The 25479-nt window shown below is 62.7% G+C and carries 25 protein-coding genes; 15 read left to right on the forward strand and 10 right to left on the reverse strand.

Translation table 11 applies throughout. The features are described 5' to 3' along the window. The first annotated feature begins 43 nt into the window (after positions 1 to 43). The 8 genes from NKJ23_RS24275 (at position 44) to NKJ23_RS24310 (ending at position 7237) form a co-directional block, all read left to right on the forward strand. Positions 44 to 358 carry an ArsR/SmtB family transcription factor gene (locus tag NKJ23_RS24275; protein WP_352448759.1) on the forward strand — a complete coding sequence of 105 codons (315 nt, stop codon included), beginning with the start codon at positions 44 to 46 and terminating at the stop codon, positions 356 to 358. After that, the gene (locus NKJ23_RS24280) at positions 355 to 879 is read left to right on the forward strand and encodes an SRPBCC family protein (RefSeq protein WP_352682892.1); all 525 of its coding nucleotides are present in this window, start codon (positions 355 to 357) and stop codon (positions 877 to 879) included. Before NKJ23_RS24275 ends, NKJ23_RS24280 begins: the two co-directional genes overlap by 4 nt. A gap of 26 nt (positions 880 to 905) precedes the next feature. Beyond that, positions 906 to 1511, forward strand: a complete 606-nt coding sequence (locus NKJ23_RS24285; protein WP_352502501.1) for an ATP-dependent Clp protease proteolytic subunit — start codon at positions 906 to 908, stop codon at positions 1509 to 1511. Beyond that, entirely contained in the window at positions 1508 to 1906 is a 399-nt protein-coding gene (locus tag NKJ23_RS24290; protein WP_352682894.1) for a hypothetical protein, read from the forward strand. The genes NKJ23_RS24285 and NKJ23_RS24290 overlap by 4 nt, the downstream gene beginning before the upstream one ends. Before the next feature lie 697 nt (positions 1907 to 2603). Further along, a complete protein-coding gene (gene uvrA / locus NKJ23_RS24295) occupies positions 2604 to 5525 on the forward strand; it encodes an excinuclease ABC subunit UvrA (protein ID WP_352682896.1) in 2922 nt (973 codons plus the stop codon). After that, positions 5525 to 5935, forward strand: coding sequence for a DUF302 domain-containing protein (locus NKJ23_RS24300; protein WP_352682897.1), 411 nt, complete (start codon positions 5525 to 5527; stop codon positions 5933 to 5935). Before uvrA ends, NKJ23_RS24300 begins: the two co-directional genes overlap by 1 nt. Then, the gene (locus tag NKJ23_RS24305) at positions 5932 to 6402 is read left to right on the forward strand and encodes a GNAT family N-acetyltransferase (RefSeq protein WP_352682899.1); all 471 of its coding nucleotides are present in this window, start codon (positions 5932 to 5934) and stop codon (positions 6400 to 6402) included. The genes NKJ23_RS24300 and NKJ23_RS24305 overlap by 4 nt, the downstream gene beginning before the upstream one ends. A gap of 28 nt (positions 6403 to 6430) precedes the next feature. Beyond that, positions 6431 to 7237 (forward strand): DUF72 domain-containing protein, encoded by an 807-nt coding sequence (locus NKJ23_RS24310; protein ID WP_352682901.1) that lies wholly within the window; start codon positions 6431 to 6433, stop codon positions 7235 to 7237. A 45-nt stretch (positions 7238 to 7282) separates the two neighbouring features. On the opposite strand, the gene NKJ23_RS24315 is transcribed toward NKJ23_RS24310, so the two are convergent. From NKJ23_RS24315 to urtA, 6 genes are all read right to left on the reverse strand, one after another. Then, positions 7283 to 7483, reverse strand: a complete 201-nt coding sequence (locus tag NKJ23_RS24315) for a hypothetical protein (RefSeq protein ID WP_023674857.1) — start codon at positions 7481 to 7483, stop codon at positions 7283 to 7285. A 211-nt stretch (positions 7484 to 7694) separates the two neighbouring features. Then, complete coding sequence (gene urtE / locus NKJ23_RS24320) at positions 7695 to 8390, reverse strand: urea ABC transporter ATP-binding subunit UrtE (protein WP_352682903.1); 696 nt, start codon at positions 8388 to 8390, stop codon at positions 7695 to 7697. Between the two features lie 70 nt (positions 8391 to 8460). Further along, on the reverse strand, positions 8461 to 9207 hold the full coding sequence (gene urtD / locus NKJ23_RS24325; protein WP_023674855.1) for an urea ABC transporter ATP-binding protein UrtD: 747 nt from the start codon (positions 9205 to 9207) through the stop codon (positions 8461 to 8463). A gap of 7 nt (positions 9208 to 9214) precedes the next feature. Next, on the reverse strand, positions 9215 to 10447 hold the full coding sequence (urtC, locus tag NKJ23_RS24330; protein WP_352455696.1) for an urea ABC transporter permease subunit UrtC: 1233 nt from the start codon (positions 10445 to 10447) through the stop codon (positions 9215 to 9217). Next, positions 10444 to 12060 (reverse strand): urea ABC transporter permease subunit UrtB, encoded by a 1617-nt coding sequence (gene urtB, locus NKJ23_RS24335; protein WP_352682905.1) that lies wholly within the window; start codon positions 12058 to 12060, stop codon positions 10444 to 10446. The genes urtC and urtB overlap by 4 nt, the downstream gene beginning before the upstream one ends. Before the next feature lie 100 nt (positions 12061 to 12160). Continuing rightward, positions 12161 to 13471, reverse strand: coding sequence for an urea ABC transporter substrate-binding protein (gene urtA, locus NKJ23_RS24340; RefSeq protein WP_352682907.1), 1311 nt, complete (start codon positions 13469 to 13471; stop codon positions 12161 to 12163). A 302-nt stretch (positions 13472 to 13773) separates the two neighbouring features. Between urtA and NKJ23_RS24345 the strand changes: the two genes are divergently transcribed. Then, positions 13774 to 14169, forward strand: a complete 396-nt coding sequence (locus NKJ23_RS24345; protein ID WP_352682909.1) for a hypothetical protein — start codon at positions 13774 to 13776, stop codon at positions 14167 to 14169. A 47-nt stretch (positions 14170 to 14216) separates the two neighbouring features. Here the strand turns inward: NKJ23_RS24345 and NKJ23_RS24350 are convergent, their stop codons facing one another. Both NKJ23_RS24350 and cckA read right to left on the reverse strand, forming a co-directional pair. Then, on the reverse strand, positions 14217 to 14927 hold the full coding sequence (locus NKJ23_RS24350; RefSeq protein WP_352682911.1) for a purine-nucleoside phosphorylase: 711 nt from the start codon (positions 14925 to 14927) through the stop codon (positions 14217 to 14219). Between the two features lie 83 nt (positions 14928 to 15010). Beyond that, complete coding sequence (cckA, locus tag NKJ23_RS24355) at positions 15011 to 17584, reverse strand: cell cycle histidine kinase CckA (protein ID WP_352682913.1); 2574 nt, start codon at positions 17582 to 17584, stop codon at positions 15011 to 15013. Positions 17585 to 17787: 203 nt separating this feature from the next. Between cckA and NKJ23_RS24360 the strand changes: the two genes are divergently transcribed. Continuing rightward, positions 17788 to 18540: a hypothetical protein gene (locus NKJ23_RS24360; protein WP_352682915.1), complete on the forward strand. Its 753-nt coding sequence runs from the start codon at positions 17788 to 17790 to the stop codon at positions 18538 to 18540. 83 nt (positions 18541 to 18623) lie between these two features. Here NKJ23_RS24360 and dksA read toward each other — a convergent pair whose 3' ends face one another. Then, the gene (gene dksA / locus NKJ23_RS24365; RefSeq protein ID WP_023674847.1) at positions 18624 to 19040 is read right to left on the reverse strand and encodes an RNA polymerase-binding protein DksA; all 417 of its coding nucleotides are present in this window, start codon (positions 19038 to 19040) and stop codon (positions 18624 to 18626) included. A gap of 260 nt (positions 19041 to 19300) precedes the next feature. Between dksA and NKJ23_RS24370 the strand changes: the two genes are divergently transcribed. From NKJ23_RS24370 to NKJ23_RS24385, 4 genes are all read left to right on the forward strand, one after another. After that, positions 19301 to 19804, forward strand: a complete 504-nt coding sequence (locus tag NKJ23_RS24370) for a SixA phosphatase family protein (protein WP_352682917.1) — start codon at positions 19301 to 19303, stop codon at positions 19802 to 19804. Positions 19805 to 19866: 62 nt separating this feature from the next. Beyond that, a complete protein-coding gene (locus NKJ23_RS24375; protein WP_352682919.1) occupies positions 19867 to 21345 on the forward strand; it encodes a YcjX family GTP-binding protein in 1479 nt (492 codons plus the stop codon). Then, entirely contained in the window at positions 21342 to 22436 is a 1095-nt protein-coding gene (locus NKJ23_RS24380) for a YcjF family protein (RefSeq protein WP_352682921.1), read from the forward strand. The genes NKJ23_RS24375 and NKJ23_RS24380 overlap by 4 nt, the downstream gene beginning before the upstream one ends. A gap of 87 nt (positions 22437 to 22523) precedes the next feature. Next, positions 22524 to 23078 carry a hypothetical protein gene (locus NKJ23_RS24385; RefSeq protein ID WP_352682923.1) on the forward strand — a complete coding sequence of 185 codons (555 nt, stop codon included), beginning with the start codon at positions 22524 to 22526 and terminating at the stop codon, positions 23076 to 23078. A gap of 63 nt (positions 23079 to 23141) precedes the next feature. Here NKJ23_RS24385 and NKJ23_RS24390 read toward each other — a convergent pair whose 3' ends face one another. Continuing rightward, the gene (locus NKJ23_RS24390; RefSeq protein ID WP_352682925.1) at positions 23142 to 23408 is read right to left on the reverse strand and encodes a hypothetical protein; all 267 of its coding nucleotides are present in this window, start codon (positions 23406 to 23408) and stop codon (positions 23142 to 23144) included. A gap of 229 nt (positions 23409 to 23637) precedes the next feature. Between NKJ23_RS24390 and NKJ23_RS24395 the strand changes: the two genes are divergently transcribed. Then, a complete protein-coding gene (locus NKJ23_RS24395) occupies positions 23638 to 25473 on the forward strand; it encodes a monovalent cation:proton antiporter-2 (CPA2) family protein (RefSeq protein WP_352682927.1) in 1836 nt (611 codons plus the stop codon). Positions 25474 to 25479: the final 6 nt, after the last annotated feature.

Below are 25479 nucleotides of genomic sequence, written 5' to 3' on the forward strand. Positions count from 1 at the left end.
ACACGGCTTGCCAAACAGATAAGTATTGACTTATGCTTTCGGCATGATCGAAGCAGACATTTTTCGGGCACTAGCGGATCCAACGCGTCGCGCCGTCTATGAGCGGCTCGCCGACGGCGAGATGACGGTGTCGGAACTGCGCACTGGCATACCGGTATCGCAGCCGGCGGTATCGCAACATCTCGCAGTGCTGCGCGGCGCCGGCCTCGTGGTCGAGCGCCGGGCCGGTCGCAACGCCTATTACCGCGTCGATCCGAAGGGGCTTGCGCCACTGCTCGGCTGGATCGAACGCTACCGTGCGTTCTGGCCAGAGCGCATCGAAAGGCTCAAGACGGTTTTGAAGGACATGGACCAATGACCAGCCGAGGCAAAGAACGCGCCGAAATGGCCGCAGACAAGATCGAGTTCGAGTGCGAGCTGCCCGAACCGCCGGAAAAGGTGTGGCGGGCGCTGACGGTGCCGGACCTGCTCGCGGCCTGGATGATGCCGAACGACATCAAGCCCGAAATCGGCAACCGCTTTGCCTTTAAAGCGCCGAATGCGCCGATCGAGTGCGAAATCCTCGACGCGGATCCCGGACGGCTGCTGCGCTATTCCTGGCGGGAGCGGCCGGCGCCCGGCGATACGCAGGTGCCGCCCGGCAGCCCCCTGGACAGCGCAATGAGCGACAGCCCAGTGGACAGCATCGTCACCTTTACGCTCGACCGCACCGTTTCCGGCGGCACGCATCTGCGCATCGTCCATGATGGTTTTGCTCGGGCAGCAGCGCCGGAGATCGCGATGGCAGGCGCCGGTTGCCGGCTTTCCTTTGAAGCGCGCACTCCCAGGCACAAGCAGATCGCCGCAAACACCCCGCGCCTCTTCCTGCGCGCGGCCTGAACGACAACAGTCAACGGAGACAACCGATGAGCGGCCTTGCCAATCTGGTGCCGATGGTGATCGAGCAGTCGAGCCGCGGCGAACGTGCCTTCGACATATTTTCGCGGCTGCTGCGCGAGCGCATCGTCTTCATCAACGGGGCGATCGACGACGGCACCTCGGCGCTGGTCTGCGCCCAGCTTCTGTCGTTGGAATCCGACAATCCCGACAAGGAGGTCTCGCTCTACATCAACTCGCCGGGCGGCGTGGTGACCAGCGGTTTCGCCATCTACGATACGATGCAGTATATCAGCTGCCCGGTCTCCACGGTTTGTATGGGCTTCGCCGCCTCGATGGCCTCGTTCCTTTTGATGGCCGGCACACCGGGGCGGCGCATCGCGCTACCCAACACCAGCATCGTGCTGCATCAGCCTCTCGGCGGTTTCCAGGGCCAAGCCTCCGATATCCAGCGCCATGCCGAGGGCATCCTTCGCACCAAGCGGCGCATGACCGATCTTTACGCCCGCCATTGCGGCCGCACCTACGAGGAAGTGGAACGCACGCTCGACCGCGACTTTTTCATGACCGCGCAGGAGGCCAAGGATTGGGGCCTCGTCGACCATGTTTTCGACACTCGCAAGCAGGCCGCATGAACGAGCCGGGCCGGCGGACGGAACTGAGGCGATTGAGCCCCCGCAATTTCAGCGCCATCGGTCTGGTCTTGACGCTATCGCGGCACTATAGTCCGGCGATGACCGCCAGCCGCTCATCCAGCCTGTTATACCTTACTATCGCTACCGTAGCCGGCACGAACATGCTGGTGGGTATGGCACTTGCCCAAGATAATTCGACGTCTTCGCAAAAGGGCACCCTGCCCGGTGTGACCAGCGATTATCGCATCGCCGAGCCAGCGCCGCGGCCTGAGCCTGACGATGTGGCTCCAGGCAGCGGCAACGGCACCTTTAAGATTGGCGATACCGACGTTCGGATTTCCGGTAGCATCACCATCGATGTCGCTACCGGCGGGATCAGGCCCTCCAGCCGCTAAGTTCGCCTGGTGTGAACCACAAATATTGCGCTTCAAACGAACAGCCCCGCCATTGCGTTTGCAACTGACAGGGCTTTCTTGGATCTGAAATCCAAATTGCCGGGAGTGTACTGCCGGCTTTTTATTTCGGATGCTTCGCGGCGTTCAGCCGACGATCCGACTAGCAGTCTCTGATTGTTGTGGGGATCGGCAGGTCAACGTGGGCAGGTAGCGCTAAACGCCTGACCTGGCTACTTATACCTGCCGCGGCTCCAGCGACACGTGGAGCCTCAAGGAACAATCCGGTGGAGTCATGCCTCTGCTCTCCTTCTGTTCGTTGCGACTGTCGTCGTCGAAGCGCTCATCGCATAACCCGCGGCGTCTCGCAGGCTAGCCCCAGGCCGCGAGGCCATCGAAAGACGGCCGGCTTCGTTGACGTGTCGATTCTGCCCCCATGACGCAGGCACGTCAACCTTGAATAGCCGATTACCGAAAAATGTGATCGCGAATCGCTTTGAAGCCGGCTGCGCGGGCAGCTTTTGTCAGGAGCGTGTTCGGCCTTTGTTCTTTCCGCTTGCCCGTTCGCGCGAAAGGCGGTTAAACGCTTTGGTCGAGAGTTGTGGCGTCTCTCGAAAAGGCGGCGAAATTACCTACATAGGGGATGGTCGGGAAAACCCGCCCATCCCACGAATTCCAGATTCTGAGGCGGCGACCGGCGATGGCCGACCATAAATATCTCTCCATTCGCGGGGCACGCGAACACAATCTGAAGAATGTCGATCTCGACCTGCCGCGTGACAGCCTGATCGTCATGACCGGCCTGTCGGGGTCGGGCAAGTCGTCGCTTGCCTTCGACACCATCTATGCCGAGGGCCAGCGCCGCTATGTCGAGAGCCTTTCGGCCTATGCGCGGCAATTCCTCGAAATGATGCAGAAGCCGGACGTCGACCAGATCGACGGCCTGTCGCCGGCCATCTCCATCGAGCAGAAGACCACCTCGAAGAACCCACGTTCGACGGTCGGCACCGTCACCGAGATCTACGATTATATGCGGCTTTTGTTCGCCCGCGTCGGTGTACCCTATTCGCCGGCCACCGGCCTGCCGATCGAGAGCCAGACGGTCTCGCAGATGGTCGACCGGGTGCTTGCGGTCGAGGAAGGCACCCGGCTGTTCATTCTGGCGCCGATGGTGCGCGGCCGCAAAGGCGAGTACCGCAAGGAACTGCTGGAGCTGCAGAAGAAGGGTTTTCAGCGCGTCAAGGTCGACGGCGTCTTCTACGAGATCGCCGACGTGCCGGCGCTGGACAAGAAGTACAAGCACGACATCGACGTTGTCGTCGACCGCATCGTCGTGCGCGGCGATCTGGCGACGCGGCTCGCCGATTCCATCGAGACCGCGCTGAAGCTGGCCGACGGGCTGGCGGTGGCGGAATTTGCCGACAAGCCGCTCGACGCCAGCCAGACCGGCGAGGATTCGGTCAACAAATCGAAGAACGAGACGCATGAACGCATGCTGTTCTCGGAAAAGTTCGCCTGCCCGGTATCCGGCTTCACCATTCCCGAGATCGAGCCCAGGCTATTCTCCTTCAACAATCCGTTCGGCGCCTGCCCGACCTGCGACGGGCTCGGCAGCCAACGCGCCATTGATGCCAGCCTGGTCGTGCCCGACGAGAATGTCTCGCTGCGCGCCGGCGCCGTCAGCCCTTGGGCGAAGTCGAGCTCGCCCTACTATGCGCAGACGCTGGAAGCGCTGGGCGTTGCCTATGGCTTCAAGCTCGGCGACAAGTTCAAGGATTTGAGCGAGGAGGCAAAGCAAGCCGTCCTGCACGGCACCGGCGAGCGCGAAATCACCTTCCATTACGATGACGGCCTGCGCTCCTACAAGACGACGAAAACCTTCGAGGGCGTCATCCCCAACCTCGAGCGCCGCTGGAAGGAGACGGAATCCGCCTGGATGCGCGAGGAGATCGAGCGCTTCATGTCGGCCACGCCCTGCCCGGCCTGCCGCGGCTACCGGCTGAAGCCCGAGGCGCTCGCGGTCAAGATCGCCGGCAAGCACATTGGCGAGGTCACCGAACTGTCCATCCGCAAGGCCGACCAGTGGTTCACCGATCTGCCCGCTTCGCTCAACGACAAGCAGAACGAGATTGCGGTGCGCGTGCTCAAGGAAATCCGAGAGCGGCTGCGCTTCCTCAACGATGTCGGTCTCGACTATCTGACGCTGTCGCGCAACTCCGGCACGCTTTCAGGCGGTGAGAGCCAGCGCATCCGTCTTGCCTCGCAGATCGGCTCCGGCCTGACCGGCGTGCTTTACGTGCTGGACGAACCGTCGATCGGTCTGCACCAGCGCGACAATGCCCGCCTGCTCGACACGCTGAAGCATCTGCGCGACATCGGCAACACGGTCATCGTCGTCGAGCACGACGAGGACGCCATCCTGCATGCCGACTATGTCGTCGATATCGGCCCGGCTGCCGGCATTCATGGCGGCCACATCATCGCCCAGGGCACGCCGCAGCAGATCATGGCGACGCCCGCTTCGATCACCGGTAAATATCTGTCGGGCGAGCTCGAAGTGGCGACGCCGGCAGCGCGGCGTGAGGCCAAGAAGAACCGCCGGCTGAAGGTCGTCGGCGCGCGCGGCAACAATCTGAAGAACGTCACCGCCGAAATCCCGCTCGGCACGTTTACCGCCGTCACCGGCGTATCCGGCGGCGGCAAGTCGACCTTCTTGATCGAGACCCTGTTCAAGGCGGCGTCGCGCCGCATCATGGGCTCTCGCGAGCATCCGGCCGAGCATGACCGAATCGAGGGGCTGGAATTCCTCGACAAGGTCATCGACATCGACCAGTCGCCGATCGGGCGCACCCCGCGCTCCAACCCTGCCACCTATACCGGCGCCTTCACGCCGATTCGCGACTGGTTCGCCGGCCTGCCGGAGGCCAAGGCGCGCGGCTACCAGCCGGGGCGCTTCTCGTTCAACGTCAAGGGCGGCCGCTGCGAGGCCTGCCAGGGCGACGGCGTCATCAAGATCGAGATGCACTTCCTGCCCGACGTCTACGTCACCTGCGACGTCTGCCACGGCAAGCGCTACAACCGCGAGACGCTCGACGTCCTGTTCAAGGGCAAATCAATCGCCGACGTTCTCGACATGACGGTCGAGGAAGGCGTCGATTTCTTCGCCGCCGTGCCCGGCGTGCGCGACAAGCTGGAGACGCTGAAACGGGTCGGCCTCGGCTACATCCATGTTGGCCAGCAGGCAACGACTTTGTCGGGCGGCGAGGCGCAGCGCATCAAGCTTGCCAAGGAACTGTCGCGCAAGGCGACCGGCAAGACGCTCTACATTCTCGATGAGCCAACCACCGGCCTGCATTTCCACGACGTCGCCAAGCTGCTTGAAGTGCTGCACGAGCTGGTCGACCAGGGCAACACGGTCGTCGTCATCGAGCACAATCTAGAGGTGATCAAGACCGCTGACTGGGTGCTCGATCTTGGCCCCGAAGGTGGTGACGGCGGCGGCGAGCTGGTAGCGTCCGGCACGCCTGAGGACATCGTTCGCGAAAAACGCAGCTATACCGGCCAGTTCCTGAGGGAATTGCTGGAGCGGCGCCCCGGAGGCAAGCGCGAAGCGGCGGAGTGATGGCAAAGACCGGTCTCATCACGGTCCAAAGCCGCTTCGGCGTGGCCGAAACGATCGATCGCCTGGTCGGGACTGTGGAACGTGCAGGATTGCTGGTCTTCGCCCGCATTGACCACGCCGCCGGTGCGCGCAGTGTCGAAGCTTCTCTGCGTCCGACCCAGCTTCTGATTTTTGGCAACCCGAAAGGCGGCACGCCGCTGATGCAGGACCGGCAGCTTGTCGGCATCGATCTGCCGGTCAAGGCACTGGCTTGGGAGGACGAGCAAGGCAAGGTCTGGCTCTCCTACAATGACGCGCACTGGCTCGCTGAGCGCCACGGCTTGGGCGACGCCAGTCGCAATGCCGTCGCCGCGATAGCGGCCGGCATGGACAAGGTGATTGCGGCCGCTGCCGGCGCGGGCCAGTTTTGATCATGAGAGCCGCTCGGGCCGATGATCTCCCCACGGTGATCTCGCTCACCACCGACGCCTACGCGCCCTACACTGCCCTGCTCGGCGCACCGCCGATCCCTGTCACCGAGGACTACGCGCCGCGCATAGAACGCGGCGAGGTCTGGCTTTCGGAGCAGGACGGACAGCCGGCCGGCTTGATCGTTCTCGAACGACATGCGGACCATACAATGATCTTCAGCGTCGCCGTTGCGCCCGCCTTTCAGGGCAAGGGTTTCGGCATCGGGCTGCTCGACTGGGCCGAGCAACAGACGCGCTTGTGGAGCTTGCCGGAAATCCGACTCTACACCAATGCCAGAATGGAACGGAACGTTTCGTTGTATAGGGCCTACGGCTTTCGCGAAACGGGTCGCCGGCCCAATCCATATCGGCCAGGATGGACGGTCGTCGACATGGCGAAAGCCGTCGAGACGACCGCCATCGCGTGATCCTTTTCTGCAAACCGGGAGGACGACCATGACTCAATCAGGAACAATCCGCGCCGGTATGGGCGGCTGGACCTTCGAGCCGTGGGACACGTCCTTCTACCCTGACAAATTGTCAAAGGCCAAGCAACTGCATTATGCCAGCCGGCAGGTGCCCACTATCGAGGTCAACGGCACCTATTATTCGAGCTTCAAGGAACCGACCTTCGTCAAATGGGCCAACGAGGCGCCGGATGGTTTCGTCTATTCGCTGAAGGGCAACCGCTTCGTCACCAACCGCCGCGTGCTCGGCGAGGCCGGGGAATCGATCATGCGCTTCCTCGGGTCGGGCGTCGCGGCACTTGGCGACAAGCTCGGGCCGATCCTGTGGCAGTTCGCGCCGACCAAGAAATTCGACCCGGACGATTTCGAGGCCTTCCTCAAGCTGTTGCCGGAAAAGCAGGACGGCGTTGCGCTGCGCCACGCGGTCGAGGTGCGCAACGACAGCTTCATCGTGCCGGAGTTCGCCGCCTTGGCGCGAAAGCACAAGGCCGCCATCGTCTATGCCGACCACGCCAAATATCCGGGGATTGCCGACGTTACCGGCGATTTCATCTATGCGCGGCTGCAGACCGGCAGCGACGACAATCCCGATTGCTATACGCCAAAGGCGCTCGACGAATGGGCGGCGCGCGCAAAAACCTGGGCGGAAGGCAAGGTGCCGGCCGACCTGTCGCGCGCCGATCCTTCAACCGACGCGCCGGTCAAGCCACGCGATGTGTTCGTCTACTTCATCACCGAGGGCAAGGTCCGCGCTCCATTCGGCGCCATCGCGCTGATGAAGCGGGTCGCAGGCTGACGCCCCGCTGTCGGTGGTCCGCCTGGCTTGGTCCTAAACTACCGGCTATGCGGCGCGTTCGTCCGGACGCCGATCAACCCTGACGATCTCGTTAAAGGCATCGAGATCGACATAGAAGACCTTGGTGATCTCCGCGATGAGTTCGTCGTGGTCATACCCCTGCGATTTCAGAATGTTGATGGCTGTCAGGATGTCGACGCGCTCCGTGAGCCGTCGTTTCTGGTAGTCCTCGACATAGCGCTCCATTGACTGGCCCTGGCTCCCAAGCACCCGAAATGTTGGACGACAACAGATCGCTGGAAGGGCTTGCGCGCAAGCGTGCGGACGCAGCCGCGCCTTCCCCTGATCTGCCAAGTTGAAACTGGTACGGAAAGCGGCCGACTCACCAAGGCCAAGCAAAATCTAGCACGCAATCTGCAGCGCGCCAGAGTTGCAAAGTAATGGAATCAATAAGAATTCAGACAGTCAGGAATTTGCGGACGTCCGCCCGGTCGAGATCCTCGGCGGGGCCGGTATGGACGATCTGACCGCGGTCCATGATGTTGACCTCGTCGGCCAATTCCCGGCAGAAGTCGAGATATTGTTCGACCAGAAGCACGGCGATACCGGCCTGGTCGCGCAGATACCGGATGGCGCGGCCGATGTCCTTGATGATCGACGGCTGGATGCCTTCGGTCGGCTCGTCGAGCACCAGCAGCTTCGGCCGCATCACCAGCGCCCTGCCGATGGCAAGCTGCTGCTGCTGGCCGCCGGAAAGATCGCCGCCGCGGCGCGCGAGCATCTGCTTCAGCACCGGAAACAATTCGAAGACGTGACCGGGAATGTTGCGATCGGCGCGCTTCAACGGCGCAAAACCCGATTCGAGGTTTTCCCGCACCGTAAGCAGCGGAAATATCTCCCTGCCCTGCGGCACGAATGCGATGCCCGACCGGGCGCGATCATACGCCGCGCTCCGGTCGAGCGCCTTCCCCTCGAAGGCAACGCTTCCGCTCGTCAGCCGGTGATGGCCGACGATCGATCTCATCAAACTGGTCTTGCCGACGCCGTTGCGGCCGAGCACGCAGGTGATCTTGCCGGCGCCGGCCTTCAGCGAGACGCCGCGCAGCGCCTGGGCAGCGCCGTAGTGCAGCGCGGCATTGGAGACTTCGAGCATGGTCAGCGCTTTCTCCAACGCGTGAAGAACGAAAGATCGAAATGATAGAACGGAACGCGCCAGACCATGTTCATCTCCCCAGATAGACTTCGACGACGCGCTCGTCGGCCGAAACGAAGTCGAGACTGCCCTCGGAAAGCACCGAGCCTTCGTGCAGGCAGGTGACCTTGACGCCGAGCTCGCGCACGAAATGCATGTCGTGCTCGACGACGATGACAGAATGGTCGCGCGCGATGTCCCTGAGCAGCCGCGCGGTTTCCTCGGTCTCGGCGTCGGTCATGCCGGCAACCGGTTCGTCGACCAGCAGCAGCTTCGGATCCTGCGCCAGAAGCATGCCGATCTCGAGCCATTGCTTTTGGCCGTGGCTCAGATTGGCGGCGAGTTCGTCACGCTTGTCGCCAAGCCGAATGATGCCGAGGATGTCGTCGATCTGCCGCACGTCCGCGGCCGAGCGACGGTGGAACAGTGCCGGGAAGATCGAGCGCGGGCCTTTCAGCGCCAGCATCAGATTGTCCTCGATCGTGTGGCTTTCGAAGACCGTTGGCTTCTGGAATTTACGGCCGATGCCCATCATGGCGATTTCGGCCTCGTCGTGTTTGGTTAGGTCGACCTCACCGTTGAAGAAAACTTCACCCGCGTCGGGCCGCGTCTTGCCGGTGACGATGTCCATCATCGTCGTCTTTCCGGCGCCGTTGGGGCCGATGATCGCCCGCATCTCGCCCTTGTCGAGCACCAGCGAAAGGTTGTTGATAGCGCGAAACCCGTCGAAGGAAACCGACACGCCGTCGAGATAGAGGATGGTGTTGCTCTTCGACATCAGGCCATCACTCCGCCGGCTGCGGTTCGGCGCCGGAGGCCGACCAGTCGCCCGGCCTTCTCGCCGCCGAGCGGTCGGTTTTCGGCGGCACCGGCGCATCGGGATCGATGCCGACTTCCTCGGCAACCGAGGCCGCCCGCAGCGCCTTGGCGTTGCCGCGCCAGGAATCCCACATGCCGATGATGCCCTTGGGCAGGAACAGCGTGACGGCGACAAACAGTCCGCCCAGCGCAAACAGCCAGAATTCCGGCAGCACGCCGGTGAACCAGGATTTACCGGCATTGACCAGAAGCGCGCCGATGATCGGCCCGACGATGGTGCCGCGCCCGCCGACGGCCGCCCACACCACCACCTCGATCGAATTGGACGGCTCGAATTCGCCAGGGTTGATGATGCCGACCTGCGGCACGTAAAGCGCACCGGCGATGCCGGCCATCACCGCCGACACGGTGAAGGCGAACAGTTTGACGTTCTCCGCCCGCCAGCCGAGAAAGCGCGTGCGGCTCTCGGCATCGCGCACCGCCATTAAAAGCTTGCCGTACTTGGAACCGACGATTGCCCAGGTGACGAAGACGGCAAACGCCAGCATGACGGCGCTGGCCGCGAACAGCGCCGACCGCGTCATGTCGGCCTGCACGTTGAACCCTAGAATGTCCTTGAAATCAGTCAGGCCGTTGTTGCCGCCGAAACCCATGTCGTTGCGGAAAAACGCAAGCAGCAGCGCATAGGTCATCGCCTGGGTGATGATCGACAGGTAGACGCCGGTGACGCGGCTGCGGAAGGCAAACCAGCCGAAGACGAAGGCGAGCAGGCCGGGCACCGCAAGCACCATGATCGCGGCAAACCAGAAATGGTCGAAACCATACCAGAACCATGGCAATTCCTTGTAGTTAAGGAACACCATGAAATCCGGCAGCAGCGGATTGCCGTAGACGCCGCGCGAGCCGATCTGGCGCATCAGATACATGCCCATCGCATAGCCGCCGAGTGCGAAGAAGGCGCCGTGGCCGAGCGAGAGGATGCCGCAATAGCCCCAGACGAGATCGAGCGCCAAGGCGAGCAGTGCGTAGCAGAGGTATTTGCCGGTGAGCGCGACGATATAGGACGGCACGTAAAACGCACTTGTCGGCGAGACCGCAAGATTGAGCAGCGGCACGACGATTGCAACCGCCAGCAGGATGAAGATGGTGATGGCGACGCGGCGGTCGGCGCCGGCGGCAAAGAAGCGTCCCGTGATCATGCTTCCACCGACCTGCCCTTTAGCGCGAACAGACCGCGCGGGCGTTTCTGGATGAACAGGATGATCAGCACCAGGACGACGATCTTGCCGAGCACCGCTCCGGCATAAGGCTCGAGGAACTTGTTGACGATGCCGAGCGAGAAGGCGCCGACCAGCGTGCCCCAGAGATTGCCGACACCGCCGAAGACGACAACCATGAAGCTGTCGATGATGTAGCCGCGGCCGAGATTGGGCGAGACGTTGTCGATCTGGCTGAGCGCGACACCGGCGATGCCGGCAATGCCGGAGCCGAGTGCAAACGTCAGGGCGTCCACCCACGGCGTCCTGATGCCCATCGAGGCAGCCATGCGGCGATTGGCGGTGACGGCACGCATCTGCAGCCCCCAGGGCGTGCGTTTCATCACGTAGAGCAGCACCGCGAACACGCCGAGCGCGAATACCAGGATCCAGAGCCGGTTCCAGGTCACGGCAAGCTGGCCGATATTGAACGAGCCGGACATCCATGACGGGTTGCCGACCTCCTGGTTGGTCGGTCCGAACATGGTGCGTACGGCCTGCTGCAGGATCAGCGACACACCCCATGTCGCCAGCAGCGTCTCCAGCGGCCGTCCATAGAGGAAGCGGATCAGCCCGCGCTCGATGACAAGGCCGACGAGCGCCGCCACCAGGAAGGCCAGCGGCAGGGCGATGACCAGCGACCAGTCGAACAGGCCGGGAAAGGAATTACGGATAACCTCCTGCACGACGAAGGTCGTGTAGGCGCCGAGCATGACCATCTCGCCATGCGCCATGTTGATGACGCCCATGACGCCGAAAGTGATGGCAAGGCCAATCGCCGCCAGCAGCAGCACCGATCCAAGCGATATGCCATACCAGATATTCTGGCCGGCATCCCACAGCGCCAGCGTCGAATTGATGTTGGATATCGCCGCGGTCGCCGCGTCCTTCACCGCACCTTCGGAACTGGCTTCTACCGACGTGAGCAGCGACACCGCATCGCGGTCGCCGCGCGCACCGATGAGCGCGATCGCCGCCAGTTTGTCGGCCTCCGGCCCGTCGGAAACGAGAATCGATGCGGCGCGGGCCTGTTCTAGCAGCGCCTTGACGCTTGCCACGCTCTCATTGGCGATCGCGGTGTCGAGCGGCTCGATGTTTGCCGCGTCCGGCGTCTTGAACATGGTGTCGGCGGCGGCAATGCGCACGGCCGGGTCCTTGGAGCCGAGCGTCAGCGTGCCCAGCGCGTCGCGGATAACGCGGCGCAGCGTGTTGTTGACCTTGATCTTGCTGATGTCGGCCTTGGCAGCTTCGCCCGATCCTTCGCCGGTAAGCGCATCGAGCAGCTCGATACCGTCGCCGCTCTCCTTGCCGACAAAGACCAGTGAATCGGCCTTGCGCACGTAAAGGCTGCCCTCCGCAAGCGCGGCAAGCGGCCGTGCTACGGCCGGATCGCCGGAAGCCGCAAGCTCGCGCACCACGGCTTCTATCGCCGGAAAATTGGCGGCGGCGGCGAATTTGGCGATGATCGCGCGCAGATCGGCTTCGCTGGCGTTCGACGGCAGCAGCGTCCCCAGGAGGAGCAGCAGCATCAGGCCAATCGCGCGGATCAGGATCATTGGTTTCTGGTGGCCCTTGAAGATTGAATGTCGCCTCCGGGCAGGCTGGAGGAGGAGCCTGCCCGGAGGCTTGCGGGTCTGGGAGGACAGACCGGGAGGATCAGTTGGTTCCCTTGCCGCCGCATTTGCCGGTGGCAACGTTGAAGTTGCCGCAGGACAGAGGCGCGCGCCAATCGGAGATCAGGTCCTTGGAGTCAGGCAGATAGTCGGACCACTCGTCGCCCATCACCAGGCCGGGCGTCTGCGAGACGGTTTCGAACTGGCCGTCGGCCTGGATTTCGCCGATCAGCACCGGCTTGGTGATGTGATGGTTCGGCATCATCGTCGAATAACCGCCGGTCAGGTTCGGCACCGAGACGCCGATCATGGCGTCGATGACCTTGTCCGGATCGGTGGTGCCGGCCTTCTCGACCGCCTTCACCCACATGTTGAAGCCGATATAATGGGCTTCCATCGGGTCGTTGGTGGTGCGCTTGTCGTTCTTGATGAATTTGTGCCAGTCGGCGATGAACTTCGCGTTCTCGGGCGTGTCGACGCTCTCGAAATAATTCCATGCGGCGAGATGGCCGACCAGCGGCGCGGTGTCGAGACCGGCAAGCTCTTCCTCACCAACCGAGAAGGCCATGACCGGAATATCCTCGGCCTTGATGCCCTGGTTGCCGAGCTCCTTGTAGAACGGCACGTTGGCGTCACCGTTGACGGTCGAGACGACGGCGGTCTTCTTGCCGGCCGAACCGAATTTCTTGATCGCCGAGACTTCGGTCTGCCAGTCGGAGAAGCCGAACGGCGTGTAGTTGACCATGATGTCTTCGGCGGCGACGCCCTTGGCCTTCAGGTAGGCCTCGAGGATTTTGTTGGTGGTGCGCGGGTAGACGTAGTCGGTGCCTTCGAGAACCCAGCGCTTCACCGAACCGCCGTCCTCGCTCATCAGATAGTCGACCGCGGGAATGGCTTGCTGGTTCGGCGCCGCACCGGTGTAGAACACGTTGCGCTCGCTCTCCTCGCCTTCGTACTGGACGGGGTAGAACAGGATGTTGTCGAGCTCGCTGAACACCGGCAGCACCGATTTGCGCGACACCGAGGTCCAGCAGCCGAACACCGCGGCGACCTTGTCCTTCGAGATCAGCTCGCGCGCTTTTTCTGCGAACAGCGGCCAGTTGGAAGCCGGATCGACGACCACCGCCTCGAGCTTCTTGCCGAGTAGGCCACCCTTGGCATTCTGCTCTTCGATGAGCATCAGCATGGCGTCCTTCAGCGTCGTCTCCGAGATCGCCATAGTTCCCGACAGCGAATGTAGGATGCCGACCTTGATGGTGTCGTCGGCCGCCTTGGCGGGAATGCTCATCAGCAGACCGGCGGTGACCACGCCGGCCGAAAACATTTTTGTTATTGTCGAGAAACTGCCCCTCATACTTTTAAACTCCCAAGCTGGTTAACTGCATCGGAACAGGACCATGCAACGGCTGTGCCAATCACCGGCGAAAGATCGGAGGGTTTGAGATTTCCCAGCCCTGTCAGTCGGTTAATGTATTAGCCGCAGGAGATGAACCTCGCCTGCCAGGTTTGAAATGAGAAAAGATCACTCGTACCAGCCTAAGTTTTACTCATATACAGGCCAATGCCTGAATTTTGAGCAGCATCATATGAGCGCTGGCGAGGATTGCAGCGCCGCAGCGAAATGAGGCAAGTTCGAACCCTTAAACGAGCGACGCCATGGCCTTCCGAACGTCTTGCATTTTCATCACCATGCTTCTGCTGGCGACGACGACCGCAGCGCGCGCCGGCTTCAGCGACGGCAAGCTGCCGGACGGCTCCTATCATTGCGAAGTCTATCTGCTAGGCATGTTCCTCAGCCTCGGCGACATCACCATCAAGGGAAACGTCTATAGCGGTCCGGTTAGCTTCGGCACCGCGCCGCAGAGTTATAACTACCAGATGGATGCAGACGGGGTGATTACCTGGCTGGGTCCGCTGGGCGGCTACACCAGCGGTGGCAACTCGATCTCGCTTACGCAAGCGACGCTGGAAAGCGGAACCACCCCGTCCTTCGACATCATCATGAAGCAGCCAGACGGCGCCTTTACCGCCTCGACCTGCACGAAGCGTTGAAAAGTACGGAACCTGGCGAGGTTGCCGTACTCCGAAGTAGAAGCCGCCTAGCTCTCCGCCGCCATGTCGAGCGCTAGCCGGGTCATATCGGTGAAAAGGCCCTGGCGTTCGGAATAGTCGGTCTGCTCGCCGGTTGCCACATTGTCGACGACGGTCAGGATCGACAGCGCCCGGGCGCCGAAATCGGCCGCAATGCGGTACAGTGCGCTGGTTTCCATATCCACGGCGAGCGCCCCCTGTGCCTGTGCTTCGGCAAAGCGTTCGCGCCCCAGCGGATGATAAAAAATGTCGCTGCAGATCGTCAGTCCGGCCCGATGGTCGATGCCGAGTTCCGAAGCGCGGGCCAACGCCTGGGCCAACAATGCAGGATCCGGGTCGGCATCGGCACGATAGAGACCAAAAACCTGGCCGCTCTCCGCATTTTCGCCGCGCACCGATTGTGCGATCACCAGGCTGCGCAGCGCCATCTCGGCGGTCAGGCCACCGCAGGTGCCGGTGCGGATCAACGTTTTCGCACCGTAGAAATCCAGCAGCTCGTGCACGTAGACCAGGAATGACGGGACGCCGATGCCGGTGGACTGGACGCTGACAGGCTTGCCGCGAAACAACCCGGTAAAGCCGAGCGCGCCGCGGCGGCGGTTGACGCAGCGCGGCGCTTCCAGAAAGGTCTCCGCCATCCATTCAGCGCGCTGCGGGTCGCCCGGCAGCAGCACCGTGCTTGCGTAGTCGCCTTTGCTAGCCTCGTTGTGTGGCGTCACGGCATGCTTTCCAAAACCCGTCGCCCGTTTCGCCTGCAATCATGGCAGTCTCACGACATTGCGCAAGCGGAGCGTTGGAAGGGTCAGGATTCCAGCATGTCCTTTACGATCGTGGCCAATTGCTTGAGCGAAAACGGCTTCGGCAAGAAGCCGAAATGCGCGTCGGCCGGCAAGTTCTTGGCGAACGCGTCTTCGGCATAGCCGGACACGAAGATAAACTTGATGTCGGGCTGCCGTTTGCGCAATTCGCCAAGCAGCGTCGGGCCATCCATTTCCGGCATCACCACGTCCGACACCACGACGTCGACCTTGCCGCCGAGCGCTTCGTAGACTTCAAGCGCCTCGACGCCCGACGACGCCTCGTGGACGGTGTAGCCGCGCGATTTCAGCGCCCGCATGCCGCCCATGCGCACGGCGTCCTCGTCCTCGACCAGCAGCACCGTGGCCGAGCCCGACAGATCCTTGGCTGAGTCGGCGATCTTGGCAGGGGCGGCCGGCACTTCTCCAGCCTCGCCCGCCTTCCTTGCCTCCGCAATATGCCGCGGCAGGAAGATGCGGAACACGGATCCCTTGCCGACTTCGGAATCGCAGAAGATGAAGCCGCCTGTCTGCTTGATGATGCCATAGACCATGGACAGGCCGAGGCCGGTTCCCTTGCCAACCTCCTTTGTCGTGAAGAAGGGCTCGAAGATCTTTTTCAGCACATCAGTCGCGATGCCGCTGCCGCTGTCCTCGACCTCGACCAGCACATAGTCGGCCGGTGTAAGTTCGCGATAGGAAAAGGTCTTGCATTCCCCGGCGCTGACGTTGCGGGTACGTACGGTGAGTTCGCCGCCGGCCGGCATCGCGTCGCGTGCATTGACCGCCAGATTGACCACCACTTGCTCGAATTGCCCGATATCGACCCTGACCGGCCACAGGTCGCGGCCATGGTCGATCTTGAGCTTGATGTCGTTGCCGACCAGCCGGGCAAGCAGCATCCTGAGATCGGCGAGCACATCGGTCAGGTTGAGCACTTCCGGCCGCAGCGTCTGCTTGCGCGAGAAGGCCAGCAACTGCCGCACCAGCGAGGCCGCCCGGTTGGCATTCTGCTTGATGTTCATGATGTCCGGGAACGACGGATCGGACGGCCGGTGGTTGGTCAAAAGCAGGTCCGAGGCCATGATGATGGCGGTCAGCACATTGTTGAAATCATGCGCGATGCCGCCGGCGAGTTGGCCGACCGCCTGCATCTTCTGGCTCTGCGCCATCTGGCCCTCGAGGGCCTTTTGCTCAGTGGTCTCCACGGCATAGACGATGGCCGATTCCTCGGCGCCCTCGCCACCGGTACCGTCTGCGACCGCGTTGACGTAGAAGCGTATGTGGCGCTCCTCATTGCCGGGCAGCACCGTATCGATCGGCTCGATGTCAGCCTGTTGCTGGCGTGCCTTTTCAAAGGCCGCGGCGAAAGCCGGCCGGTCGCGCTCGTGGATCACCGTATCCAGCCGCACACGCCGATCGACCGCGTCGCGGTCGACGACCGAGGAAAACAGCGACAGGAACGGCGCATTGGTGCGCAGGATGCGGCCGGCATGGTCGACGCCGGCTATCGCCATCGGCGTCGAGTTGAAGAACCGCGTGAAGCGTATTTCCGATGCGCGGAGGTCGGCCGAAGCGTCCTCGCCTTGCGTCCGGTTGAGCACGATGGTGCGAGTCGGGCCGTTGAGCCCCTCTCGGCTGGCCGAGACACGATGCATGAAGCGCACCGGCAGCGCCTCGCCGGTCATCGTCGTCAGATCGAGGTCGATAACGGCATTGCGCGTGGTACCAGCGTCGGCCTTGACCGAACGGACCAGCGCCATGCCGTCGCCGGCGACGATCTCCGGCAGCGTGATGGCGCCGGGAGTGAAGCTGGCCAGGTCGATGCCCAGCCACTCCGCAAGGGTCGCGTTGATATAGGTGACGCGGCCTTCCTGGTCAGCGGAAAAGAAACCGGCCGGCGCATGGTCGAGGTGATCGATGGCCTTTTGCAGGTCGAGAAAGAACCGCTCCTGCTCGGCCCGTTCCTGCGAGATATCGGCAAGCTGCCAGGCAAGCATGGGCAGCCGCTGGCCGGGAACGCTGAACGCGCGGGCACCGACGCGGTACCAGCGCGCGCCCGGTTCGGCGCCTGGCCGAATGGACTGGGCCAGCCGAAACTCGCCGTCGCCCGGCTGGCCGTCGCGCAGGCCCGACGCCAGCCGGTATATGGTCACCGAGGCCTCGGGAACGTCTGAAAGCAAACCTTCGACCGTCTTGAGGTCGGCCGCCGACTCGGCGCCCGTCATATCGGCATAGGTCCGGTTGGCGTAGATGATGCGGCCTTTGGTGTCGGTGACCAGGAGACCTTGCGACATCGAATCGACGAAGGCTTTCGACAGTTCGTCGCTTGTCGAGCGCGGCGTGATGTGCACGAAGCCGATCGCAGTGGCGAACAGAAAGCCGACGCCGATCATCGCCAGCACGCCAAGCATGCCGAGCAGGAATGGATCGCCAAGTCGCTCGCGGAAAAGGCCGAAGACGATCGCTGCCCCTGTCAGGACGACGATGAAGACGATGAGCCGGGTGACCGCGCCCGGTCGCGTGTTCTGGTCGACGATAGGTACCGGATAGAAATCGCCGCGCGCTTCCTTGGCCATGTGCCCCCTGCTCGTGAATTCCGGTGTCGGTTGAATCATATTCTCATGGTCGGGAAAAGGCCCGGCGGCAAATGTCCGCTAAAAATGACGCCGTTCGGCTCCCGGTGCTTCAAGCTGTTCACGAAGCGTGAAAGGCAACTTGCGGTGGCCTGCCGCAACAGTCTAGTGTCGCCTCTCTTCGAAAGCTGATTTTGGGGGAACCAATGCTGCAATGGCTGGATGGCGTGGCGGGTCCTGGTTATGCCGCAGCAATCCTATGGACGTTTGCAGTACTTGTCCTTCTGCTCATCATTCTTCTTATCATCAGGCTGGTCCGCAGCCTGACGTTCGGGACATTCGTCGCCGGCGGCAGGAACCGCAAGACGCGGCTGGCTGTCATGGATGCCACAGCGGTCGACAGTCACCGGCGGCTGGTGCTGGTGCGCCGCGACGATATCGAGCACCTGCTTTTGATCGGTGGCCCGACCGACGTCGTCGTCGAGCGCGACATCAGGCTCTCGGCGCTGCGCCGCCCGGCATTGACCGGAGACAACAGCCACCAGCCGGCAGCAAGGTCGGCTCAGACCACAGCCGCGCCGGCGAGGCAAGCGCCGCCGCAGCCGGCAAGTGCAGCCGCAACGCCCGTCCGAGCCCGCCAGACGGCGACAATCCCGGCAATAATGCCGGCGCCGGCGCCGAAACCGGCATCGAACGTCACACCGTTGCCAAGTTATGGATCCGTCAACGCCAATGCCTCGCGACATGCACCGCCGCCGGCAAGACAGGACTCCCCGGCAAGATACGAGCCGCCGGCACAGCACGAGTCGATTGACGATGCGCTGATGAAGGAGCTGGAGGTTTCCCTCGACGAGCCACGCTTCAGCCAAACGCCGAGCAAGCCGGTGGCGAAGGCATCGCCCTCTCTCGACGACGAGATGACGAAGCTCCTCGGCGAGTTGTCCAATCAGAAAAGATAGGCCGATAGCGAACGGCCAATGAAAATGGCCGGAAAACCGGCCATTGTGAACGCTTTACCGATGCTGCTGTTTTTCCCGGCGACTCAGTCGTCGCGGTAGACCTTCTCGCGCCGCTCATGGCGCTCCTGTGCCTCGATCGACAAGGTGGCGATCGGGCGCGCGTCGAGCCGCTTCAGCGCGATCGGCTCGCCCGTCTCCTCGCAATAACCGTAAGTGCCTTCGTCAAGGCGCTGGAGGGCCGAATCGATCTTGGAGATGAGTTTTCGCTGGCGATCGCGGGCGCGAAGTTCGATGGCGCGGTCGGTTTCGGAGGAGGCGCGATCGGCGAGGTCGGGGTGGTTGGCGTTTTCCTGCTGCAGGATTTCGAGAGTTTCGCGTGCTTCGCGCAAGATGTCGTTCTTCCAGGTGACGAGCTTCATGCGAAAGTAGGATTTCTGCCGCTCGTTCATGAACGGCTCGTCTTCGGAGGGCACGTAATCGGCGGTAACGATGTCGTTCATTCGACTCACCCAACAAACCCCAAATTTGGCGCCTATATATTCGCGGACCGAAAGCTGCACAAGGTCAATCGACAACAGTTTCACGCAATTGTTAGTCTCGGACAAACCAGCATCTGCGATGCCCTTTTTGCGAAGAATACGACCGAATCCGTACATGATTCGCTATGCTTGAGGGGTGCTTGCCATTGCGCACGGAGCTCTTCTGATGGCAAATCCTGCGGCGTGCTGACGGGTTCGGTGCCCGGCACAACGGGGATCCGGTGACCAGACTTTACCTGCTGAGGCATGCGAAGGCCGGCTGGGCGCTGCCTGGCGTGGCTGACTTCGATCGCCCGCTCGATCCATCCGGCTTCGCCGATGCCGAAGCGATGGGCGTGCTGATGCGTTCCCGCAAATACGCACCGGCCCTCACCCTTTGCTCAAGCGCCAAGCGCGCCCGCCAGACGCTGGAAAGCTTGGCTGGCCAGACGGACACGGGCCGGGTGCTGTTCTGTGACACCCTCTACAGCGACGATGCCGCCGCGTACCTCACTGCCATCCGGCAGAATGGCGGGCTGGATGCCTTGCTCGTCATCGGCCACAATCCGATGATTGAGGATCTCGCCATGGCGCTCTCAGGCGACGGCAACGAGACCGCGCGGACCATGCTGAACCACGGCTTCCCGACCTCCGCACTTGCGGTGGTCCGGTTCAACGGCAGACTTGCCGAGGCTGCGCCAGGCACCGGCTATCTCGAAGCCTTCCTGACGCCTGCCGATATCTGAGGCCATTTCAAAGCCGCGCATCAAAGCCTATATCGGATCCTGACCGGCCCGCGAGAACAGATTTGGCATCATCGCTGACGACTTTTACCGACGAGGCGAAGATTGCCTTGGATACGTTGTCAGGCCGCGCTGCCGGGCTTTTCGCTCCGTCACTGCGTCTTGGCGTGACCGGGCTGTCCCGCGCCGGCAAGACGGTGTTCATCTCGGCCCTTGTGCACAATCTGGTCCATGGCGGACGCTTGCCGCTGTTTGAGGCACAAAAATCGGGGCGCATCGCCCGGGCTTTTCTCGAAGAGCAGCCGGACGACGCGGTACCACGCTTCCAGTACGAGGATCACATCGCGGCTCTTGTCGACGATCGCGTCTGGCCGGATTCGACGCGCGCGATTTCCGAACTGAGGCTCACCATCGAATACGAATCGGCCTCTGGCTGGAGCCGCATGTTTTCCGCCGGCAAATTGTCGGTCGACATCGTCGATTATCCCGGCGAATGGCTGCTCGACCTGCCGCTGCTCGGCAAGTCCTACGCCGATTTTTCGCGTGAGGCCTTCGAGATGGCCGTGTTGCCGGTGCGTGTCGACCTTTCGCGGGAATGGCGGACGCTCTCCAATCCGGTCGACCCCAACGCCGAGGCCGACGAGATGACGGCGCGCCGCCTCGCTGAGAGCTTCGCGGCCTATCTCAAGGCCTGCAAACTCGACGAGCGGGCGCTTTCGACCTTGCCGCCCGGCCGCTTCCTGATGCCCGGCGATCTTGAAGGCTCGCCCGCTCTCACCTTCGCGCCGCTGCCGAATCTGGGCGGCCGGCGCGCCCGCTCGGGATCGCTGCAGGCTATGATGGAGCGGCGCTACGAGGCTTACAAGACGCATGTCGTCAAACCGTTCTTTCGCGAACACATCACGCGTCTCGACCGCCAGATCGTGCTCATCGACGCATTGCAGGCATTGAATGCCGGCCCTGGTGCGATGGCCGATCTGGAGCGCGCGGTCACCGAAATCCTGTCCTGTTTCCGGCCCGGCCGGGGCAACTTCCTGACCGACCTGTTTTCGAGGCGTATCGACCGTATATTGGTGGCCGCGACCAAGGCCGACCATCTGCACCACGAAAGCCACGACCGGCTGCAGGCGATCGTGCGGCGGCTAGCCGACCGAGCCGTGGCGCGGGCGAATTTCACCGGCGCCGACGTCGACGTCGTCGCTATGGCTGCCATGCGCGCGACCCGGGAAGGCACGGTCAAGCAGGGCCGCGAGACTTTGCCGGTCATTATCGGCACGCCATTGCGCGGCGAAAAAATCGATGGCGAAACCTTTGACGGAAAGACCGAAACAGCCATATTTCCCGGTGACTTGCCGGAGAAAGTTGATGCGGTGTTCGACTTTTCCGAATCGACCCGCCGGCAGAACAATGACGACCCCGCGATCCGCTTCGTGCGCTTTCGCCCGCCGAAACTCGAGCGCACCGCCGAGGGTGTGACGCTGTCGCTGCCGCATATCAGGCTCGACCGCGCGCTGCAGTTCCTGATCGGAGATCATCTCGCATGAGTGCGCCCCGCAGACCGGCGGCCTTTCGCATAGAGCCGGAGCCCCAGCAGAAGGAAGATTCGACGGCTCACCATGCTGCGTCCGAGGCCGCGCCGGCGCGAAAGCCGCGTACCGTGACGGCGGATCTTGCCGTGGTCACACCGGCGGAGATCGACGTCTTCGACGAGCCTGATATCGTCGCTGCCGAACCGCCGCCGGCGATTGCGCCGCGAAAACGTTCGCCGCTTGGCAGCCTGTTCTTCGGCGCGCTGGGCGTTCTGGTTTCGCTCGCCGTCGGCCTCTGGACCGACCAGCTGATTCGCGACCTGTTCGAGCGCGCCGAGTGGCTGGGCTGGCTGGCTGCCGCTATGGCCGCGATCGCCATCCTGGCGCTTCTGATCATCCTCGTGCGCGAATTCATGGCGATTGCCCGCCTTGCCGAGGTCGAAAAGTTGCAGAAGCGGGCGCTCGATGCGATTGCCCGTGACGATCCGAAGGCCGCCCGCGCCGTGGTCGACGAGTTGTCGGTCTTTGTCTCGGCCAAGCCTGAAACCGCGGCCGGCAGGCGCTCGCTGGCCGAATTGCGCGGCGAGATCATTGACGGCGGCAATCTGGTGCGGCTGGCCGAGACCGAGATACTCGGCCCGCTCGATGCCCGCGCCAGGGTGATGATCCTCGAAGCGGCGAAGCGCGTCTCCCTGGTGACCGCGGTCAGCCCCCGCGCCCTGGTCGACGTCGCTTATGTCGTGTTCGAAGCCGGCCGGTTGATTCGCCGGCTGTCGGATCTTTATGGCGGCCGCCCCGGCACGCTTGGCTTTTTTCGCCTGGCGCGCAGCGTTCTGGCCCATCTCGCGATCACCGGGTCGATCGCCGTCGGCGACAGTTTCGTCCAGCAGATCGTCGGCCACGGCCTTGCCGCCCGGCTCTCGGCCAAGCTCGGCGAAGGCGTCGTCAACGGCATGATGACTGCGCGCATCGGCATTGCAGCGATGGAAACCGCAAGGCCCCTGCCCTTTTACGCGGTCAGGCGGCCCGGATTGGGCGATTTCCTCTCCGCGCTGACCTCCTTTGCAGCAAAGAAAGAAAAAGAAACATCCGCTTCCGGAACGTGACTATTGCCTTGGGGTGACAAAGCATTAACCAATCTTGTCCATGGTCGGAAGCGTCCAAACCAGTCTCTTTGTTGCCGGGTGTCGTCGATGAAAAGCGTTATTCTGTCCAGCGGGCTGCCCGTGGCGCTCGCGCTTGTCGCAACCGTCGGCATTGCCGGAAAGACCTCGGCGGCGGAACCGGACAAGCAGTTCTTTCGGTCGGTCGAAGGCAAGTGGGTCGGCCCCGGGGAAATCGTTGCCGGCAAATACAAGGGCACGAAGTTCACCTGCAGCTTCATCGGCTCGACGCCTGACGGCAAGGTCGGCATGTCGCTCGACGGCGGCTGCCGGGTAGGCATGTTCACCCAGCAGATGTCGGCAACGATCGAACACAAGGGCCGGCAGGGCTACAAGGGCAGCTTTATGGGCGGGGCCGCCGGCTCCGGCCTCGACATTATCGGCGGCAATGTCGTCGATGTGCACAAGGTGGTTTTCACCATCAATCGCAATCAGTTGCGCGGCGTGATGCAGGCGCTTGTCCCCGACGACAATTCGATGACGGTGACCGTTGCCGTGCGCGTCGACCAGCAGCTGGTCCCGGTCATCGGCATGAAGTTGAAGCGGGTCGATACGGTAGAAGTTGGCTCCATCTCTCCGAACTGAGCCCCGGCATGAAAAAAGGCGGCAGACAAACGGCGCCGCCCTCTTTGACATGCAACTGGGCGCTCAGGCTTTGATCGCGGCAATCAGCTCGTCATAGGCCTTGCAGGCGTCGGCCGCTGTCGTGCCGCTCTGATATTTGGTTGTGACCGCCTGGACCTTGGCCCCGAGGTCGGCTGCCTTGGCCGGATTCTTGGTAATCGCAGCCTGAAGTGCCGCAGTCATGTCCTGGGCCTTCTTGGTCAGCATCTCGGTTGTGCACTCCGGCGCCTTCGAACAGGCAGAACCGGCAAGTGCCGCGATGCCAACGGCAAGCAGCAAAAACGTCTTCATGTCAGTCATCTCCTCAAAAAAGGGCCGCGACTTGATCGTCGCTCGCCCTTCACTGGCCGAAGCCGGGCGTCCTTAGCGCCGGATTGCTGGAACAAGCAACGCCCGGGAGCCCATTATCCTGTTCAGTGCGCCTGCAATATCGCCTTCACAACGCGCCGGATTCGCACTGTTCGATCCGCCCCGTAGCCCCTATCTTGGCCGCTTGTTGCAAGAGAGCGGGACGGCAGGCATGGCGGCAGAGGCATCGAACGGCGATCTGATCCAGGTGGTGGCGCTGCTTGCCGCCGGCGTCATTGCGGTGCCGATCTTCAGGCGTTTGGGACTTGGCTCCATCCTCGGCTATTTGGCGGCCGGCGTCGTGATCGGCCCATTCGGCCTGCGCATTTTTTCCGAATCGGAAGCCATTCTTCATGTCGCCGAACTCGGCGTCGTTATGTTCCTGTTCATCATCGGGCTGGAGATGCAGCCATCACGGCTATGGGGCCTGCGCCGCGAGATTTTCGGGCTTGGCGCGCTGCAGGTCGGCGTCTGCGCGGTCCTGCTGACCGGCGTCGGCCTTGCGGGAGGTTTCCCGATCGCGCAATCCTTCGTCGCCGGCGCCGGTTTCGTACTCACCTCGACGGCAATCGTCATGCAATTGCTGGAAGAACGCGGCGACCTGGCCACGCCCAAGGGCCAGCGCATCGTCTCGGTCCTGCTTTTGGAAGACCTGGCCATCGTGCCATTGCTGGCGCTGATCGCCTTCCTCGCGCCGGGCGGCGCCGATATGAGCCTGTCGGATCGGTTGACGGAGGTCGGCATCGGCCTTGCCGCGATCGTCGGGCTGGTGCTTGCAGGACGCTATCTGCTCAATCCGTTCTTCCGTATCCTGGCGGATGCGCGCGCCCGTGAGGTGATGACCGCAGCCGCCCTTCTGGTCGTGCTCGGGTCGGCGCTCGCCATGCAGCTTTCCGGCCTGTCGATGGCCATGGGCGCCTTCCTGGCCGGCGTGCTTTTGTCGGAATCGACCTTCCGCCATCAGCTGGAGGCCGACATCGAACCGTTCCGCGGCATTCTGCTCGGACTGTTCTTCCTCGCTGTCGGCATGTCGCTCGACCTGCATGTGGTCGTCGTCAACTGGCAGCTCATTGCCATCTATGTCGTCGCCTACATGATGATGAAGGCGATCGGCATCTATATCGTCGCCCGCATTCTCAAAACCGGCCACCGGGAAGCGCTCGAGCGCGCGGTCTTCATGGCGCAAGGCGGCGAATTCGCCTTCGTCCTCTATTCCGCAGCGGCGGCTGTCGGTATCATCGATAGCCAGGCCAATGCGATGCTGACCGCCATCGTCATCATTTCCATGGTGCTGACGCCCTTAGCGATCATAGCATTGCGGTATCTGACGCCACGCGACGAGCAGTCGCTTGAAGGCGTCGATGTCGCCGAAGGCCTGACCGGCAGCGTGCTGATCATCGGCTTTGGCCGGTTCGGCCAGATCGCCAGTCAGCCGCTTTTGTTGCGCGGGATTGATGTGTCGATCATCGACAATGAGGTCGAGATGATCCAGGCGGCGGCCGATTTCGGCTTCAAGGTCTATTACGGCGACGGCACGCGGCTGGACATCCTGCGTGCCGCGGGAGCCGGGCGCGCACGCGCCGTGCTGATCTGCGTTGACAAGCCCGATGCCGCCGTGCGCATCGCCGAGCTCATCAAGGCGGAGTTTCCGTTGCTGACGGTGCTGGCGCGGGCTTTCGACCGCGGCACGGCGTTGCAGCTCATTCGTGCCGGCGTCGACTATCAGCTCCGCGAGACGTTCGAATCGGCGCTTGTCTTCGGCGGCTCGACACTGGAAGCTCTCGGCGTCGATCCGGAAGAGGTCGCCGAGGTAGTCGAGGACGTCCGCCGCCGCGATGCTGCCCGTTTCGAACTTCAACAGGCAGAAGGCATCCGCGCCGGGCGGCGCTTCCTCAAAGGCAATATCGGCACCCCCATCCCGACGCCGCTCAGCACGCCACGGCGCGTGGGCCAGGCGCTCAACGAGGAGACCGCCGGCGTGCTGCAGAAATCCGAACCGGCCGATTAAACGTTG

Origin of the sequence: Mesorhizobium sp. M0184 (genome assembly GCF_040322215.1) — a bacterium.
In the GTDB taxonomy this organism is placed as follows: domain Bacteria; phylum Pseudomonadota; class Alphaproteobacteria; order Rhizobiales; family Rhizobiaceae; genus Mesorhizobium.